The sequence below is a fragment of the Gordonia sp. NPDC062954 genome (assembly GCF_044543825.1).
In the GTDB taxonomy this organism is placed as follows: domain Bacteria; phylum Actinomycetota; class Actinomycetes; order Mycobacteriales; family Mycobacteriaceae; genus Gordonia; species Gordonia tangerina.
The window spans coordinates 171016-187600 of the sequence record NZ_JBITWL010000007.1 but is presented as its reverse complement, the minus strand read 5'-3'; the positions used below and the strand labels follow the sequence as shown (position 1 = coordinate 187600).

The window sequence follows — 16585 nt, the reverse complement described above, 5'->3', positions numbered from 1 at the left end:
CGACCGGTGAGTCCGGTCGACGTCGTCTTCCTGATCGCCGCTGGATTCGGGGCGGGTCTGATCGGTTACATCACCGGTCTCGCGTCGGTGGTGAGTTACCCTGCGCTGCTTGCTGTCGGGCTCAGCCCGATCTCGGCCAACGTCACCAACACGGTGTCGCTCGTCGCCGTCGGGATCGGCAGTACTGCGCAGTCCGGGCGGGTGCTGCTCGACGGTGACCGCCGTCGCCTGATCGGTGGTGCCGTGGCGTCTCTGGTCGGCGGCGCGATCGGCGCGGTGACCTTGCTGCTCACCCCGGCCGACGCCTTCGAGGCGATCGTGCCGTTCCTGGTGGCGCTGGCCGCGGTGGCGTTGCTGACGCAGCCGATGCTGCGTCGCTGGGCCACTCGTCACCAGGACCGGCCGGGCGTGTGGATGTTCGGGTTGGTGGTGATCTCGGTGTATGGCGGGTATTTCGGTGCGGGCGCCGGCATCATGGTGCTCGCTCTGATGCTGGTCCTGACCAGCGAACCGTTGTGGCGTGCGACGCTGTCGAAGTCGCTGTTCCTGGGTATCGCGAACACCGTGGCGGCGGTGGGCTTCATGCTCTTCGGACCGGTGCATTGGACTGCGGCCCTGGCGATGGCGATCGGCTGCCTGGCCGGTGGCTGGTGCGGGCCGCCGGTGGTCAAACGTCTTCCGGCCGAGCCGCTGCGCATCGTCGTCGGACTCGGTGGATTGGGACTCGCGGTCTGGTTGGCGCTCGGCTGATCACCAAGTGATTGCGCGGGCCGACTCGGTGCGCGCGGGTCGGCTCGGTTCACGCGGACCGCGACCACATGCGCGACCCACAACAACCCGCGCGCAGAAAACGGACCTGCCCGCCCACAGACACTGCCCTCGTATTCAACCAAGAGGTTGACAAAACCCTCGATTCGGTGCACAGTCTTATTCAACCGGATGGTTGAGGAGGGCGCGTGGCAGACGAGTTGTCCAAGGTGTTCGCCGCGCTCGCGGACCCGACACGACGCGACATGGTCGCGCGGCTGGCGGTCTCCGATGCGACGGTCAGTCAGCTCGCCGAACCCTACGACGTCAGCATCCAGGCGGTGTCCAAGCACCTCAAGGTGCTGGCGGACGCCGGGCTGGTGAGCCGTGGCCGGGAGGCGCAAACCCGTCCGGTCCACCTGGAAGCGGAGGTGTTCGACCTCATGACCAAGTGGATCGAGCGATACCGCAGGCAGGCCGAAGAGCGCTATCAGCGTCTCGATGACCTGCTCGTGGAGATGAACGACGGACCCGCGGCGCACCGTCGCGAGGACGAGAAACCCCGAAAGAGAGGAAAGGCGTCATGAGTGCAGTGCAGAGCCGGTACAGCGAGGCGGCCATCGAAGCCGACCCGAAGGTCCCGATCATCCGGATCACCCGCGACTTCCGCGGCACGCCCGCCCAGTTGATGAAAGCGCACACCGATCCGGCGTTGTTCGTCCGGTGGGTGGGCCCGGACTCCATCGGGAGCCGCATCATCGACTGGGACGTCCGCGACGGTGGTAGCTGGCGGTACGTATCCTCCAGGGACGGTGAAGAATTCGGTTTCCGCGGATGCTTCCACACCGTCTCCGACGACAAAATCGTGCAGACCTTTACCTTCGAGGGCATGCCCGACCAGGTGGCACTGGAGACGTTGTGGTTCGAGGACCTCGGCGATGGAAGCACCCGGCTGCACGCACAGTCGTTGTGCGACAGCTTCGAGGCGCGCGACGGCTGGCTGGCCTCCGGCATGGAGGTCGGAGTCAACGAGGGTTATGCCGCACTCGACAAGCTCCTCGGCGCGGGCGAGATCTGAGCTGATGGCCGAGTCGATCGTCGCGCTGGCGCCGGCGGACCGTCATCGCGTCGTCGCTGAAGGGTTTGCCGAACAGGTTGCTGCCGTGTCGGATTGGGACTCCCCAGCGCCGGTGGAGGGGTGGGTGGCGCGTGACGTCGTCACCCACCTTGTCGAGTGGTTGCCCGGCTTCCTCGCCGGCGGTGGAGTGACGCTGCCGACGGGGCCGGCCGTCGCCGCCGATCCGGTCTCCGCATGGCGGGCACACGCCGCCGTGGTACAGGCCTTGCTCGACGGCCCGTCGGCCGAGGACACGTTCACCCACCCGATGGCAGGCGAGCACCGTCTGGCCGATGCCGTGGACCGGTTCTACACCGCCGACGTGTACATGCACACCTGGGATCTGGCGGCCGCAGCCGGCCGCGGCGCAGGTCTCGATCCCGACTTTGCCCAGAGTCTGCTCGACGGCATGTCGGGTATTGAGGACCTGCTGCGCTCGTCCGGGCAGTACGGACCGGCCGTACCCGTGGCCACCGATGCCGATGCGGTCACCCGGCTGATCGGTTTCATCGGTCGCGATCCCGCCTGGCAGCCCGTTTGCTGAGTCCTCGCCCGGGTCGGGGCCTCCGACAACCGCCCGTGCACTTCGCGGTCACCGGAGTACCGTGGACAAGGTGCCAGAGGAGAACTTCACCACCCACGCCTCCCAGACCACCGAGACCCGCCACCCGTCGCCCCGCACCGTCGGTGAACTGCGCGCCAGCGGCCACGTTCAGCGTGATGTACGCGACGAGATCCGCAACAACCTGCTGACCGCGCTGCGCGAGGGCCGCGATCCGTGGCCCGGCATCGTCGGATTCGAGGCGACGGTCATCCCGCAACTCGAGCGCGCGCTGATCGCCGGCCACGACGTCGTGATGCTCGGCGAACGCGGGCAAGGCAAGACGCGCATCCTACGTACCCTGGTCGGCCTGCTCGACGAATGGACCCCGGTGATCGCCGGTTCCGATCTGGGTGAACATCCCTACGAGCCGATCACCCCGGCGTCGATCCGCAAAGCGGCCAACCTGCTCGACGACCTGCCGATCGAGTGGCGTCACCGCAGCCAGCGCTACAGCGAGAAGCTGGCAACACCGGATACCTCGGTGGCCGACCTCGTCGGCGACATCGATCCGATGAAGGTCGCCGAGGGCCGCAGTCTCGGGGACCCGGAGACCATCCACTTCGGGCTCATCCCGCGTGCGCACCGCGGCATCGTCGCCATCAACGAGCTGCCCGACCTCGCCGAACGCATCCAGGTGTCGATGCTGAACGTGATGGAGGAGCGCGACATCCAGGTGCGCGGCTACACGCTGCGCCTGCCCCTCGACGTCATGGTGATGGCCAGCGCCAACCCCGAGGACTACACCAACCGCGGTCGCATCATCACCCCACTCAAGGACCGGTTCGGGGCGGAGATCCGTACGCACTACCCGTTGGAGCTCGACGACGAGATCGCGGTCATCGAGCAGGAGGCCGATCTGACCGCGACGGTGCCGACCTTCATCACCGAGATCCTGGCGCGATTCACCCGGTATGCGCGCGATCACCCCTCGATCGATCAGCGGTCCGGGGTGTCGGCCCGATTCTCCATCGCGGGCGCCGAGACGGTGGCCGCCGCCGCCCTGCATCGCGCGACGGTCACCGGTGAAGACGTCGCGGTGGCGCGTGTGGTGGACCTCGAGTCGGTGGTCGAGGTGCTTCGCGGCAAGATCGAGTTCGAGTCGGGCGAGGAAGGTCGCGAACTCGAGATCCTCGAGCATCTGATGCGCAAGTCGGTGGCCGACACCGTTCGCGCCCACCTCGGCGGGATCGACATGGCGTCTTTGGTGACCGCTTTGGAGAACGGTGAGCCCGTGGTCACCGGAGACCGGGTGACCGCGCATGATCTCCTCGACTCCATCCCGGATCCCGATACCACCGCCGATGTCCTCGACCAGATCGCGCAACGCCTCGATGCCGAGGCCGAGGGAGAACGCGCCAGTGCCGTCGAGCTCGCCCTCGAAGGTCTCTACCTGGCCCGACGCATCGGCAAGGAAGCCGACGAGAGCGGCCAGACGATCTACGGCTGAACGGGTGTGCGAACCCGTTCATTGGTCATTTCAACAGAAGTAAGTCGCTGAAATACAAGTAAGGGGCACCGCATGGCCCGGAGAACCTCGCACCGATCCCGATATCAGCGCTTCACCGGTGGTCCGGACCCACTCGCGCCACCGGTCGACCTGCGCGAAGCGCTGCGCGACATCGGCGACGACGTGATGGCCGGCGCCTCTCCGCAACGTGCCCTGCGCGAGTTCCTGCGACGCGGGACCCAGGACATGCGTGGCCTGGACCGACTGCGTGAACAGGTCAACCGCCGTCGTCAGGAGATGCTCAAGAATCGCAATCTCGACGGCACATTCGCCGAGATCCGCGAATTGCTTGACCGGGCGGTTCTGGAGGAGCGCAAGCAACTCGCGCGTGATCTCGACGACGACGCGCGTTTCGCCGAGATGCAGATCGGCAGCCTGCCGCCGTCGACCGCGCAAGCCGTCGAGGAACTCTCGGAGTACAACTGGCGTAGCCCGCAGGCGCGCGAGGACTACGACAAGATCAAGGATCTGCTGGGCCGCGAACTTCTCGATCAGCGGTTCGCCGGCATGAAAGAAGCGCTCGAGGGTGCCGGTGAACAAGACCGCCAACGTATCTCGGAGATGCTCTCCGACCTCAACAAGCTCCTCGACGCGCACAACCGCGGTGACGACACCACCAAGCAGTTCGACGACTTCATGCGCAAGCACGGCGAATATTTTCCGGAGAACCCGCGCAACACCGAGGAACTCATCGACTCGCTGGCGCAGCGAGCGGCGGCAGCGCAACAGTTCTACAACTCGCTGAGTCCGGAGCAACGTGCCGAACTCGACCAGCTGGCTCAGCAGGCATTCGGTTCACCGGACTTGATGAGTCAACTGGCCCAGATGGATTCGGCGCTGCGGCAGGCGCGGCCCGGTCTGGACTGGGACAACGCCCAATCGTTCTCCGGTGATCGTCCGATGGGCCTCGGTGAGGGCGCGGCCGCGTTGCGCGACATCTCCGAACTGGAAGCCTTGAGCGAACAACTGTCTCAGCAGTATGCCGGCGCGCAGATGGACGACATCGACATCGATGCGCTGGAACGTCAGCTCGGCGAGCAGGCCGGCGTCGACGTCCGTACGCTGCAAGAGCTCGAGAAGGCGTTGTCGGAGCAGGGGTTCTTCGATCGGACCTCCGACGGGCAGCTGCGGCTGAGCCCGAAGGCCATGCGGCAACTGGGCCAGTCGATCTTCCGCGACATCGCCGAGCAACTGTCGGGTCGGGGTGACCGTCAGACGCGGCGCAGCGGCGCGCTCGGCGAGCCCACCGGGGCGTCGCGCGAGTGGGAGTTCGGCGACACAGACCCCTGGGATGTGACCCGCACGGTCTCTAACGCGGTGCTTCGCACTATCTCCGAGAGCGCGGAGCCGACGCTGGCCGCCGGCGAGATGGCGCGCGGCGGAGTCCGAATCGACGTGCGCGACGTGGAGACCGCCGAGACCGAGGCCCGCACCCAGGCCGCGGTGGTGCTGCTCGTGGACACCTCGTTCTCGATGGAGATGGAGGGTCGATGGACGCCGATGAAGCGTACCGCTATCGCGCTGAACCACCTGGTATCCACCAGGTTCCGCAGCGATGAGCTGCATCTGATCGCCTTCGGCCGCTACGCACGTTCGATCGACATCGCCGAGTTGACCGGCCTGCAACCGCGGATGGAACAGGGCACCAACCTGCATCACGCGCTGCTGCTGGCCCAGCGGCATCTGCGTCGGTTCCCGAACGCCCAGCCGGTGGTGCTGGTGGTCACCGACGGCGAGCCCACCGCGCATCTCGATCCCAGCGGTGAACCGTTCTTTTTCTACCCGCCGCACCCGCAGACCATCGCGCTCACGGTTCGCGAGCTCGATCACGTCTCCCGGCTCGGTGCGCAGGTCACCTTCTTCCGGCTGGGCGACGACCCCGGCCTCGCGCACTTCATGGATCAGATCGCCCGCCGGATCGGCGGTCGTGTGGTGGCCCCCGACATCGACGGGCTCGGCGCGGCCGTCGTCGGCGACTACCTGCGTGCCCGGCGGGGTCGGCGCGGCTGAGTCAGGGTGGGGTCTCAGGGTTTTCCCTGCCTCGGAAGCGTTGACGCACAGCGAAGATCAGGGTGGTTGCCGGAGGCGATCGTCGGTAGGCTCACCGGTGTGAACGCTCCTGATGATCCTCCGACGCCAGATGATGCTCGGGCTCGGCTGCGTGCGGCGGATGCCGATCGTGAATTGGTGCATCGGATTCTGTCCGCGGCGATGGAGCGGGGCAGTCTGACTCTGGGCGAGTACGAGGAACGTGCCGGAAAAGCCGTGGCGGCCAAGACATTCGGGGACCTCGACGCGCTCACCGATGATCTGCCGGTGGGGCAACTCGGCGTACCGATGCCCTTCGTCGGGGCGACGACCGTCACCCACATCCACTCGTCTGCCGACCGTAGACCGGTACAACACAAATTCGCGCTGATGTCGGGCACCGAATTACGCGGCCATGCCACCGTCGGCGACGGCCTCACGGCGACCGCGGTGATGGGTGGCATCGACATCGACCTGCGCGAGGTCGAGTTCACCGCGCCAATGTTGACGATTCGCTGCACTGCGTTGATGGGTGGCATCGACATCACAGTGCCCCCTGATGTGGGGGTCGACGTCGACGGTTGGGCGGTCATGGGAGGCTTTGGCGGACGGGCGGCCGGCCCCGGTACGCCCGGTGCGCCGACCGTTCGCGTCGTCGGCCTGGCGTTGATGGGAGCGGTCGAGGTCAAGCGCAAGGACCGCGAGCCGCGGCGATGACAGTCAGGCCAGTAGCGCTGCGATCACGGCGATCGCCGGGATCGACCCCAGCGTGGTGATCAACGCGGTGTCGCGAGCCAAGATCTGCGCCCGTCGATATCGGGTGGCGTACACCAGCACGTTCTGAGCGGTGGGCAATGCTGCGATCACCACTTGCGCGAAGAGCTCATGTCCCGTCTCACCGAAACCCCAGCGCGCGATGGCGTAGACCACCACCGGCATCGCCACGATCTTCAACACGCTGGCCAGCGCGATGTCACGGCGGGGGCTCTCGCCCTTCTTGAACACCGCCACACCGGTGAGCGAGAGGCCGAAAGCCAGCAGGGCACATGGCACGGAGGCATTTCCCAACATCTTCATCGGTTCCAGTACCGCAGCAGGTGGTTGCACACCCCACGCCGACACGACGAGCCCAGCGACGCCACCGAGCACGATCGGATTGGTGAGCGGGGCGACGACGGCGTCACGCATCGTGGTCGACCGGGACGCATGACCGAGCGCGGGGTCGGTAACCGTCAGGTCGAGAGTGATCAACGCGATCGGTGAGTAGATCAAGATCTGGAACAGCAGGAGCGGGGCGATGAACGACGCGTCGTCGAGCACGAAGATGGCGATGGGAAGGCCCAGGTTGACGCTGTTGACGTAGGACGCCGCGAGCCCTCCGATCGCCAGTTCGGGTATGTCGCGGTGGAACCACAGACGAGCGATGAGTACGTAGATCACGCCGATCGCGGCCGCGCTGCCGCCGGCGATGACCAGCGTCGTGGAGAAGATCGCCGACAGGTCGGAGGTGACCAGCGAATGAAACAGCAGCGCCGGTGTGCAGACGAAGAACACCAGTCGTGACAGGACCTCGTGGGCGCCGTCGCCGAGCACCCTGGTGCGGCCGAGCAGGTAACCGACACCCACCACGATGAAGATGACGGTGAAACCCGAGACCACGCCAGACACCGGTCGAGTGTATTGGGCACCATGTCGCCGACGTGGGCGGCCGCGGATTGACCCGGGCCTGCCCTACATTGGAACGACCACCTCGGCCCGTATGCGTGGGCCGAGACCGCCGACGATCCCCGACGCCGGGCGAAACCCGGGGAAGGACAGCCGATGAGCAACCCGACTGACGGAATACCCGATCGCGAGGGTGAAACCGACGCTGCCGAACACGACTGGCGACCGCACCCGGAAGACACCCGGACCCAGCCGTCCGGTTCCCAGCAGTTCGGCGGTCAACAGGACGCGGCCCAACAGGACGCGGGTCAGCAGTACGGAACGCCCCAATACGGAACGCCCCAGTACGGGGGTCAGCAGTACGGGGGTCAGCAGTACGAGGGTCAGGCGTACGGGACGCCGCAGTCAGGGGCTCACCAGTACGGCGGCCAGCAGTATGGGGCTCAGCAGTACGGCGCTCCCCAATCCGGCGGCACCTCGTACCCAGACCAGCCGTACGGGTCACCGGGGTACGGGGGCCAGTACGGGGCCCAGAACTACGGGGCTGCGCAATACGGTGCGGCGCCATACGGTGCGGCGCCTTACGGGTCAGCGCCGTACGGGGCGCCGTATGCACCGGGCGGTTTCGCACCGGTCCGGCAGACCAACGCCAAGGCGATCGCGGCGCTGATCTGTGGGATCGGTTCGTTCCTGGCATGTCCGGGGGTACTCGGTGTGGTCGCGGTGATCCTCGGCAATTCGGCCCGCGACGAAATCGCCGGTTCGGCGGGGACCCAGGAAGGCGAGGGCATGGCGAAGGCCGGTGTCATCCTGGGGTGGATCTCGATCGCGCTGGTCGTGGCGGCCCTGCTCGTGGTGCTGATCGCACTGATCATCGGCGCGGTCGCCTCGGTGTGAGATCACACTGATGAGGAGGCGTTTTGGAGGATACGGCGTGCGACCGGTAGTCTGATCGGGTTGTGTTCCGCGTCTGACCGGCCAAGGCTGTGACAGACCGGGTACACCGATCGGCGGGTCCGACCGATGTCGGCGGACCCCAGCGGACTCATACGTAGGAGAAGGGCTCAACAATGGCTGTACCCAAGCGCCGGATGTCGCGGGCGAACACCCGCAGCCGTCGTTCGCAGTGGAAGGCGGACAACCCCGCTTTGCAAGAGGTGAAGGTGAACGGCGTTGCGCAGCGCATTCCCCGTCGGCTGGTGAAGGCTGCCAAGGCCGGCGTCATCGACCTGGATCGTCGCTGAGCATTGTCTGCTGACTCCCGGTGGGAGTCGCGGCACGTTATAGACCTGCATCGACGACCGCCTCGGAATTCCGAGGCGGTCGTCGTCGCGCCCGGGTAACCCACCGAGCCGACAACGATCATCACGGTGAGCCGATGCTGCAAGAGATTCTGAACGACGTCGGCATCGCGGTGTTCGCCGCATCCGGGGCGCTTTTGGGGGTTCGCAAGGACTTCGACCTCTGGGGGATCGTCACCGTCGGCGCCCTCACCGGCGTAGGCGGCGGGATCCTGCGCGACGTCGTATTGGGGATCACCCCACCGTCGTCCCTGCAGAACTGGCCGCCGATCGTGATCGCTGCGGCCACCAGCGTCCTCGTCTTCTTCTTTCATCCGGCGTTCGCGCAGCTGCGCAGAAGCGTCCTGCTCTTCGATGCCGTCGGCATGGGCGTCTTCGCGACCAGCGGCGCGGCGATCGCAGTCGATCAACAGGTCAGTGCCTTCGCCGCCACGCTGGTCGGCCTGCTGACCGCTGTCGGGGGTGGAATCCTGCGCGACGTGCTCGCCAACGAGATCCCATTGCTGCTGCAACCCGCCGACCTCTATGCAGTCCCCGCCCTACTGGGTGCGGCGGTCGTCGCTGTCGGTGGTGGGTACACATCGGTGCCGATGTGGATCTGGCTTGTCGCCGGCACGATCGTGGCGACCGGCTTGCGCATTGCGGGCCTCATCTTCGGGTGGCGCCTTCCGACGGCGCCGGCCGGGCGGCGCCGCCGCCGTTGAGGGGCGTGACCAACGCGACCTGCCCAGCGGCGCGCGTCGCGGACATCAGGATGCTGTCCACCTGGTCGAGGAACCCGCCCACCGAGGCGCGGCCCGCCGCGGTGTTGGGGAACCGGCTCCGGATGGCCAGCCCGTGGTTGGTCCGGGATATCCAGAACTGTGCATCGTCGGCGGTGGTGACATTGGAGATGTGGTGCGCGTCGATCTCGTCGTGTAGGTCGGCTCCCGGCAGACCGCGGTAATCGACGTAGGAGACCATGAAGATGTCGTTGCGGACCGGTGTGAACCCGCCGAGTGCCGCGATCACCTGCGCAATGGGGACGCCGCCGAGTCGTACCGCGCGACGCAACTCGGGACCGGTGCGCTGGGCGCCCGTACCGAGATCTCCGGTGCCGACCACGCGGATCGGTGCGTTGGTGGTGAACCAGCCGACGGCATTGCGCCAGGGCTCACCGCGGCGCGTGTGCATCGGGAACAACAGCGCCAACTGCGGGCCCCCGCCGAGACGATGGACAGCCTGCGCCATCGCAGACAGCACGCCCCCGTAGAGACTCGAGCCGTTGCGGCGGCAGAAGTCCGTCAACTCCTCGGTCTGCGTCGGGTCGAGCAACCGGCGCACATCCACCCCCTGGGGCGCGGTCTCACCTTCACCAACACCGAGGTCGAGCGGGAACGTCGGGGGATGACCGTCGTGCTCGTCAAAGAATCGCAGCCACGCCAGTAGTCTCGGATCCGAGGCACTGATCTCGGTCATCTCGGCCTCGGCGGCACAGTAGTCGACGTAGCTCCCGATCATCGGGAGATCTTCGGCAGCAACGTGGTTGCGAGTGTGTCGAAATCGGTGATAGAGGTGGTGCAGGTCGTTGACGATGATCGACATCGAGTAGGCGTCCACGTGTGAGTGGTCGAACCCGCAGAGAATCGTCGAACTCTCGGGCCGGTCGATGGCGCCCAGCAGGTAGGCGGGAAAGCCAAACGGGTGGCAGGCGGCGTCCAGTGCTGCCCAGAGGATCTGCTGCATCGCGGTGTCGGAGGCGGCCCGGACGCCCGGGGCGACCTTGAGTCTGAGCGCATGCGGATCGAACTCTTCGCGCACGATACCGTCGCCGCACTTCGTGAACGCGCTGTGCAGTGTCCCGTGACGGGCGATCAGTGCGTGGTAGGCGAGGCCGAGGGCGCGTCGATCGATTGCGCCGTCGACCCGGAAGGAGGCGGCCAGCCACGTGCTGTGGTCCTCGGCCCCGGCGAGGTGGACGCTCTGGTTGAACGACGGGGGTATCCGGGAACGTTCGGGCTTCGCCTCGGACGAGTCCACCGACCAGATCAGCAGCTCGCCCGGGTCCGGCTGGAAGCGGTCAATGGTGGTGACGTGCAAGTGCGCGCTCCTGGGATACTGCTGTCGGGAGATCATGGTCGTGGATGGGGATGCGGGCAGGGGCCGGCGGCGAGGTGATCACATGGTCTCCGTCTGCGGCCACGGCCGCGACGACGGCGCACAGGTGCGCGTAGTAGCGATTGACCTGTGCTTGGGCAAACCGGGTGTCCGGGGTCTGGCTGCCCAGGTACAGCCGATCGTGATCCCGGTTGATCCACGTCGAGGCGTTCGCGGTCCGACCCTCACCGGTGAAGATGACGCCCCGATCGTAGGCGGGCGTGCCGTCCGCCGGGAACTTCCGGAAATCTATGTACGACAGCAGGTTCGGCGCCGAAACCACCGCATCCATGGATGCTCCGGCCGATATCATCTCCGCGAGCACGGATTGGACCGGCACCATCGCAAGGCGTTTGGCCCGCTGCTGTGCGGCGCGCGAGGCAGCCATGAGGTCGGAGAACCGGGTCGCGCCGGTGGTGTCGATCTCGACCGGTGCGAAGGAACAGAACCATCCCTGTGATGTCGCGAAGCGCGGCAGCATCGCCCGGGTGTTGAGCACGGTCATCCCGTAGTAGGTGGTGAGGCCGGCCAACTCGCGGCCGGTGATCGCCAGCGCGGTGTAGATGCCGGACACCACGCTGCCGCCGGCCGACCTGCACGCCGAGTCGAAAGCGGCGATCCCGTCGCGGTCGAGCATGGTCATCTCCAACGGCCGGACCGGCGCGGTCTCACCCGGGGCCAGGCCGAGGTCCAGCGGGAAACCCGGCATGCGCAAACCGTTGCGGATGAACGTCTCCCTCCACTCGGTGGTCTCGTCGGTACCTGCCGCGCACTGAGCAGCGAGCTCATGCTCGATCACAGCGTAATCGCCGTGTCCGTCGACCGCCGGGGCGGCCGGGCAGGGCTCGGCATCGACTCCCACAGATGCCGCGTACAGTTCGATGATCTCGGAGAGTGCCAGTGCCTGCGAGGCGCCGTCGCTCAATGCGTGGTCGCACCCCAGGAAGATCGCGAATCCGCCCGGCCGGCTGATCACCCCGAATGCGAAACCGGGAAAGCTGTCGCTGACGGCCTCGGATTCGAAACGTTGGCGGAGGTGATCGGAGAACTGCTCGCCGGACTCGATGTGGCCCAGGTCTTCGACGACGAACGCGATGTCCTCGGGAGCCACCACATGGGTGCGCACAGTGCTGCCGTCGGTGTCGAACCAGGTACGCAGTATCGGGTGGCGGGAAACGAAGGTGTGCAGCGCGCGGGTCATCACGGCCGCATCGAGCTCCCCGTCCACCTCGGTTCCCGAACCGAGGTACGCACGATGGGCGTCGCCGCGAGAGCGCGCGAGATGAGCGCTCCGCACGTGGTTTTCGGCCAAAAACGTGGTCGCACCGGGTCCCGCGGGTGTGGCCGCGGCCGCCTGCGCACAGTGCCGCGTCGGTCGCCAGCGCAGAGCGGTACCGGATGGCGGATGCCACCAACCCATCGCCGTGATATCCATGTGTACCCTTCGTGTTCAGGCCGGTCGGCGCTCGTCGCGACCGGGTAGGGGGTCGGGGGCCAAACCGCGACCGGCATCACCGTCCACCACCGAGGCGATGATGGTGAACGTCGTGTCGATCAGCCGCCGGATGCTGGCCGCAGCCGCATCGGAGTCGGGATGGCGGGTGGAGACGGTGATACCGGTGGGAGTGCGTGCGATCCACACGTAGACCTCGGAATCGGAGTGAGTGGCACTGCGTATGGTCTGCGCGCGCCAATCGGGCCAGTGGGCGGCCCCGGGAACCATGCGGAGATCGAGATAAGACACCACGAACTGTGGCTCCTGCGTGATGTCCAACAGCTGCGCGAATCGGGGAAACGGTAGCCGCGCCAATGTCTTGGCCGAACGGGTGGCGGCAGCCGCAACCGAGAGTGCGTCACTGAGCGTCTCGGCCGAGGACAGATCCACATCCAGCGGTCCGAGGCCGACATACCAGCCCACCGACTCCACGAACTGAGGTTCGTGCCGGGTGTGCATCGGCATCACGGCCCGGAGGCGCCGATCGCCGGTGAGTTCCTGATGTGCCAGCGCGAGCCCGGCCACGATGCCGGTCTGGATGCTGTGACCGGCAGCCCGGCAGGCGGCCTCGACGGCAGCCGCCTCGTCGGCGGTCGCGACGACTTCCGCGGAGCCGCGCTGTCGACGACCGATCGGTCGGGCGGAGTCGGCCACTGCGGACAGGGTCTCGGTGAGGGGCATACCCAAGCGTGGGAAGCGTCCGTCCGACTCGGCGAAGAACCCGTGCCACTGGGCCAGCGCGGGGTGGGCGGTGTCGATCTGCTCTCCCACGCAGCGATTGGCCGAACTGTAGTCGACATGGCTGCCGACCGCAGGCGCCTCGACTCGGTGGTTCGCCGCCTCCGATTCGTAGATCCGCTGCAGCTCGTTGATGGACAGGAGCATCGAATAGGCATCCATCACACTGTGATCGGCGGCGAACACCACACGAAAGCAAGTGGGTCGGCCGGTTCCGGTACTCGCGTCGGTGACGGTCATCACCGTGCAGTGTGGCCACACCAGCGAGGTGACCCGGGAGTCGAAGACGTCGCCGACGTGCGCGTCGATGTCGTGGTCGGCGACACGACCGTGGAAGCGGCGCTGCACCGATACCATCTCGGGCGTGGCGGTGCGCCGTGTCGGGCGTGGGTCACCATGGATGTCGATGTCCATCGTCACCGTCGTCCGAAAGGCTTCGTGGCGCACGGTCCAGATGAGCAGTGTGCGCTCCATCGCGTTCTGGTCCAGTTCGCCCTCGACTTCGAAAGCGGCACCGAGCCAATCCGTCTGGCGCCGGCCGTGGGTCTCGGCGTCGGCCGCGCGAGTCACGAGCGCTTCGTGCTCATACGTCAGAGGTCGGTGGTCGACGGCCCAGTGGTCGGGAGTGAGTTCGGTGTGCGCCGACCATTCGGTGACTGTTCCCCCGGTCAGTTCACAGGCGGACAGCTCAGTGAATTTCATTGGTGTATATCCATATTCCCACAACGCCGCTTCATGTTTCGGCGGTTCGCCCGTCCGTTGGAGCCTGGTCGGCAGCATCCGGATGGAACGTAACGCCTGGTTCGTGCAGATCTTTCAGCGATGCCTCTGTTGGGGGCACGCCGGTGGTATGCGCCCGCTGCGCGACGACGCGCAGAGAGGTGGTTGGGAGTCTGAGACGTAAACGGTCCCGCCTCGGGTCTGACTCGATAGTAGGCACGTCGGAGGAGTGGGCACACTGGCCGGGCACGGTGTCGTTCGTCACACTAACAATCGGATGCAATACCTTGAATGTTCGAAAGGTACAGTCACACAGCATTATTCAGCTTTATATCTACCTCTGGAGGGTCGCGATGGCCTCAGTGTTTCCGTTCGGTTAACTTCCGTGGACCGCAGTGGCTGTGAAAGATCGCACCGCACAGAATCATCCGACGTCAGACGCACAATGTGCGTACTTCCGGTCGTGGATGCCGAAGGCGGATCGCTTCACCGATGGGATGTCGAATCAACCCGACGCGGGCTCGGTGTCCCTTGCGCCGTGCGGGATTGCGGCTATAGCCTGGCCTCAGCAGCTGTCGGGGGGCGGGGCTTGGCAAGGGGAGGGGTCCGCACTGCTCACCGATCGGTGCGAGGGCGATGGCGCCCGGGTTCTCTGACCGGATTCTTGCTTCTCGGATTCTGACTGCTCGTCATCGTCGACGGGTGAGCGAGCACCTTTCAGGTCGGTGGTACGTCGAGTGTTCTGGAGAGTGCAGATGACGGGTCCGTTGCTCGCAATCGATACGAGGGGTTTGACCAAGACGTACGGCCGCGCGGCTGCGGTCGATTGTGTGGACCTGCAGGTCCCTGCCGGGGGCGTCTATGCGCTGCTCGGTACCAATGGGGCCGGTAAGACGACGACGGTACGCATGCTCTCGACGCTGGTTCGTCCGGACGCCGGCACTGCGCGCGTATTCGGCCTCGACGTGGTCGCGCACGCGGGCAGAGTTCGCTCCTTGATCGGGGTCACCGGCCAGTATGCTTCGGTGGACGAGGATCTCACCGCTACGGAGAACCTGACGATCTTCGCCCGATTGGCGGGCGCGTCCCGTCGGCAGTCGCGTGGACGCGCAGCCGAACTGCTCGCGGAGTTCGGTCTCGGTGCGGCCGCCGACCGCGCTGTGCGTCACTTCTCCGGCGGGATGCGGCGACGGCTGGACCTCGCCGCCTCGATGATCACCCGGCCTCAACTGTTGTTCCTCGATGAACCGACCACTGGCCTGGACCCACGCACGCGTCAGCAGATGTGGCAGACGGTTCGCCGGATGGTGGCCGACGGTTCCACGGTCCTACTCACCACTCAGTATCTCGAGGAAGCAGACCAACTGGCCGATCGTGTGGCGGTGATGGATCACGGCCGCATCGTGGCCGACGGGACGGCCGACGAACTGAAGGCGCGGATCGGGGACAACTGTGTGCGGCTGGATCTGCGAGATCCGGACCTGGCGCCCGCCGCCGCTGCCGTCTGTGCGGTGTTCGCACAGGAGGATGTGCTGCTCGAGGGGGCCGAACGGCGGGTGGTGGTACCGATGCCCGACCTCGAATCCCTACCTGAGATGTTGCTGGCCCTGCGCGCCGCACAGATCGAGTTGGTGGCGGTCAACGTCGAGCGGCCCACCCTCGACGAAGTGTTCTTTGCGCTGACCGGGGATGCCGAACCGGGGGTTGCGGCATGAGCGCGGCCGCGACATTCGTCGTGGAACACCCCGGCCTTGGTAGCGATCGTGTGCCATTGCGTGCCACGGTCCGACAGTCACTCACCATGGCTTTCCGGGGTCTGCTGAAGATTAAACACAATCCGCAGCAACTCTTCGACGTGATCGTGCTGCCCATCGTCTTCACGGTCATGTTCTCGACGATATTCGGTGGCGCCATCGTCGGTGATGTCGCCGGATACCTGCCTCTGCTGATCCCGGGCGTTCTGGTTCAGGTCGCCGTCGCGGCGTCGGTGACGACCGGTGTGCAACTGCGCGAGGATCTCGATCGAGGAGTGTTCGATCGCTTCAAATCGCTGCCGATCGCCCGGATCGCGCCACTGGCGGGGGCATTGCTGGCCAACGCCGTGCGCTATGTGGTGGCGACGGTCATCACCGTGGCGGTCGGTGTCGCGATGGGTTACCGCCCGGAAAGCGCGGTGGGCCTGGCGATGGCATGTGTGTTGATCGTGATCGTGGCCTTCACATTGAGCTGGATCTTCGCGCTGATGGGGGTGCTGTTGGACAAGGCGTCGACGGTTCAGGGCGTCTCGATGCTGGTCCTCATGCCGTTGACGTTCGTGTCCAACGCCCTGGTGCCTGTCGACACCATGCCGGAGTGGATGCGCAAGTGCGCCACCGCCAATCCCGTATCACACCTGGTCTCGGCCGCCCGAGAGCTGGCCTCCGGTGGTGCGGCAGGTCCGCAGATCGCCGCCACCTTGATCGGGGCTGCGGCCGTACTCGCAATCTTTGTACCCGTGACCTTGCGAACCTACATGCGAAGGACGTGA

General features: G+C 66.3%; 16 protein-coding genes. 12 read left to right on the top strand and 4 right to left on the bottom strand.

What is annotated here, in order from left to right; genetic code table 11:
• The first annotated feature begins 6 nt into the window (after nucleotides 1-6).
• The 7 genes from ACIGKQ_RS10035 to ACIGKQ_RS10005 all read left to right on the top strand — a co-directional run bounded on the left by ACIGKQ_RS10035 (nucleotide 7) and on the right by ACIGKQ_RS10005 (nucleotide 6720).
• A complete protein-coding gene (locus ACIGKQ_RS10035; RefSeq protein ID WP_235724733.1) occupies nucleotides 7-750 on the top strand; it encodes a sulfite exporter TauE/SafE family protein in 744 nt (247 codons plus the stop codon).
• A gap of 206 nt (nucleotides 751-956) precedes the next feature.
• On the top strand, nucleotides 957-1334 hold the full coding sequence (locus tag ACIGKQ_RS10030) for a helix-turn-helix transcriptional regulator (RefSeq protein WP_235724732.1): 378 nt from the start codon (nucleotides 957-959) through the stop codon (nucleotides 1332-1334).
• Complete coding sequence (locus ACIGKQ_RS10025) at nucleotides 1331-1825, top strand: SRPBCC family protein (protein ID WP_235724731.1); 495 nt, start codon at nucleotides 1331-1333, stop codon at nucleotides 1823-1825. Before ACIGKQ_RS10030 ends, ACIGKQ_RS10025 begins: the two co-directional genes overlap by 4 nt.
• Before the next feature lie 4 nt (nucleotides 1826-1829).
• On the top strand, nucleotides 1830-2408 hold the full coding sequence (locus ACIGKQ_RS10020) for a TIGR03086 family protein (protein ID WP_396573459.1): 579 nt from the start codon (nucleotides 1830-1832) through the stop codon (nucleotides 2406-2408).
• Between the two features lie 61 nt (nucleotides 2409-2469).
• Nucleotides 2470-3915, top strand: a complete 1446-nt coding sequence (locus ACIGKQ_RS10015; RefSeq protein WP_396573457.1) for a sigma 54-interacting transcriptional regulator — start codon at nucleotides 2470-2472, stop codon at nucleotides 3913-3915.
• Nucleotides 3916-3987: 72 nt separating this feature from the next.
• On the top strand, nucleotides 3988-5985 hold the full coding sequence (locus ACIGKQ_RS10010) for a VWA domain-containing protein (protein ID WP_287015789.1): 1998 nt from the start codon (nucleotides 3988-3990) through the stop codon (nucleotides 5983-5985).
• A 99-nt stretch (nucleotides 5986-6084) separates the two neighbouring features.
• The gene (locus ACIGKQ_RS10005) at nucleotides 6085-6720 is read left to right on the top strand and encodes a DUF1707 domain-containing protein (protein WP_266059799.1); all 636 of its coding nucleotides are present in this window, start codon (nucleotides 6085-6087) and stop codon (nucleotides 6718-6720) included.
• A 3-nt stretch (nucleotides 6721-6723) separates the two neighbouring features.
• Here the strand turns inward: ACIGKQ_RS10005 and ACIGKQ_RS10000 are convergent, their stop codons facing one another.
• The gene (locus tag ACIGKQ_RS10000) at nucleotides 6724-7671 is read right to left on the bottom strand and encodes an AEC family transporter (RefSeq protein ID WP_287015788.1); all 948 of its coding nucleotides are present in this window, start codon (nucleotides 7669-7671) and stop codon (nucleotides 6724-6726) included.
• Between the two features lie 153 nt (nucleotides 7672-7824).
• On the opposite strand from ACIGKQ_RS10000, the gene ACIGKQ_RS09995 reads away from it, so the two are divergent.
• The 3 genes from ACIGKQ_RS09995 (at nucleotide 7825) to ACIGKQ_RS09985 (ending at nucleotide 9673) form a co-directional block, all read left to right on the top strand.
• Nucleotides 7825-8565, top strand: a complete 741-nt coding sequence (locus ACIGKQ_RS09995; RefSeq protein ID WP_396573454.1) for a DUF4190 domain-containing protein — start codon at nucleotides 7825-7827, stop codon at nucleotides 8563-8565.
• A gap of 173 nt (nucleotides 8566-8738) precedes the next feature.
• Entirely contained in the window at nucleotides 8739-8912 is a 174-nt protein-coding gene (gene rpmF, locus ACIGKQ_RS09990; RefSeq protein WP_160903017.1) for a 50S ribosomal protein L32, read from the top strand.
• 134 nt (nucleotides 8913-9046) lie between these two features.
• On the top strand, nucleotides 9047-9673 hold the full coding sequence (locus ACIGKQ_RS09985; protein ID WP_235724725.1) for a trimeric intracellular cation channel family protein: 627 nt from the start codon (nucleotides 9047-9049) through the stop codon (nucleotides 9671-9673).
• Here ACIGKQ_RS09985 and ACIGKQ_RS09980 read toward each other — a convergent pair.
• Genes ACIGKQ_RS09980 through ACIGKQ_RS09970 form a run of 3 tightly spaced genes read right to left on the bottom strand, consistent with a single transcriptional unit; the run spans nucleotide 9618 to nucleotide 14040 of the window.
• Nucleotides 9618-11048: a condensation domain-containing protein gene (locus ACIGKQ_RS09980; RefSeq protein WP_396573452.1), complete on the bottom strand. Its 1431-nt coding sequence runs from the start codon at nucleotides 11046-11048 to the stop codon at nucleotides 9618-9620. The two genes, ACIGKQ_RS09985 and ACIGKQ_RS09980, sit on opposite strands and share 56 nt — an antisense overlap.
• Nucleotides 11029-12540, bottom strand: coding sequence for a condensation domain-containing protein (locus ACIGKQ_RS09975; RefSeq protein WP_396573451.1), 1512 nt, complete (start codon nucleotides 12538-12540; stop codon nucleotides 11029-11031). Before ACIGKQ_RS09975 ends, ACIGKQ_RS09980 begins: the two co-directional genes overlap by 20 nt.
• A 15-nt stretch (nucleotides 12541-12555) precedes the next feature.
• Nucleotides 12556-14040: a condensation domain-containing protein gene (locus ACIGKQ_RS09970; protein WP_266059795.1), complete on the bottom strand. Its 1485-nt coding sequence runs from the start codon at nucleotides 14038-14040 to the stop codon at nucleotides 12556-12558.
• Nucleotides 14041-14813: 773 nt separating this feature from the next.
• Here ACIGKQ_RS09970 and ACIGKQ_RS09965 point away from each other — a divergent pair.
• Nucleotides 14814-15773, top strand: a complete 960-nt coding sequence (locus ACIGKQ_RS09965) for an ATP-binding cassette domain-containing protein (protein ID WP_396573450.1) — start codon at nucleotides 14814-14816, stop codon at nucleotides 15771-15773.
• Nucleotides 15770-16585, top strand: coding sequence for an ABC transporter permease (locus ACIGKQ_RS09960; protein ID WP_235724720.1), 816 nt, complete (start codon nucleotides 15770-15772; stop codon nucleotides 16583-16585). Before ACIGKQ_RS09965 ends, ACIGKQ_RS09960 begins: the two co-directional genes overlap by 4 nt.

Bases quoted from the DNA above. Each gene is read 5' to 3' on its own strand.
- ACIGKQ_RS10025 (WP_235724731.1), top strand. From the start codon at position 1,331: ATGAGTGCAGTGCAGAGCCGGTACAGCGAGGCGGCCATCGAAGCCGAC.
- ACIGKQ_RS10020 (WP_396573459.1), top strand. From the start codon at position 1,830: ATGGCCGAGTCGATCGTCGCGCTGGCGCCGGCGGACCGTCATCGCGTC.
- ACIGKQ_RS10010 (WP_287015789.1), top strand. From the start codon at position 3,988: ATGGCCCGGAGAACCTCGCACCGATCCCGATATCAGCGCTTCACCGGT.
- ACIGKQ_RS09995 (WP_396573454.1), top strand. From the start codon at position 7,825: ATGAGCAACCCGACTGACGGAATACCCGATCGCGAGGGTGAAACCGAC.
- rpmF (WP_160903017.1), top strand. From the start codon at position 8,739: ATGGCTGTACCCAAGCGCCGGATGTCGCGGGCGAACACCCGCAGCCGT.
- ACIGKQ_RS09985 (WP_235724725.1), top strand. From the start codon at position 9,047: ATGCTGCAAGAGATTCTGAACGACGTCGGCATCGCGGTGTTCGCCGCA.
- ACIGKQ_RS09975 (WP_396573451.1), bottom strand. From the start codon at position 12,540: ATGGATATCACGGCGATGGGTTGGTGGCATCCGCCATCCGGTACCGCT.
- ACIGKQ_RS09970 (WP_266059795.1), bottom strand. From the start codon at position 14,040: ATGAAATTCACTGAGCTGTCCGCCTGTGAACTGACCGGGGGAACAGTC.
- ACIGKQ_RS09965 (WP_396573450.1), top strand. From the start codon at position 14,814: ATGACGGGTCCGTTGCTCGCAATCGATACGAGGGGTTTGACCAAGACG.
- ACIGKQ_RS09960 (WP_235724720.1), top strand. From the start codon at position 15,770: ATGAGCGCGGCCGCGACATTCGTCGTGGAACACCCCGGCCTTGGTAGC.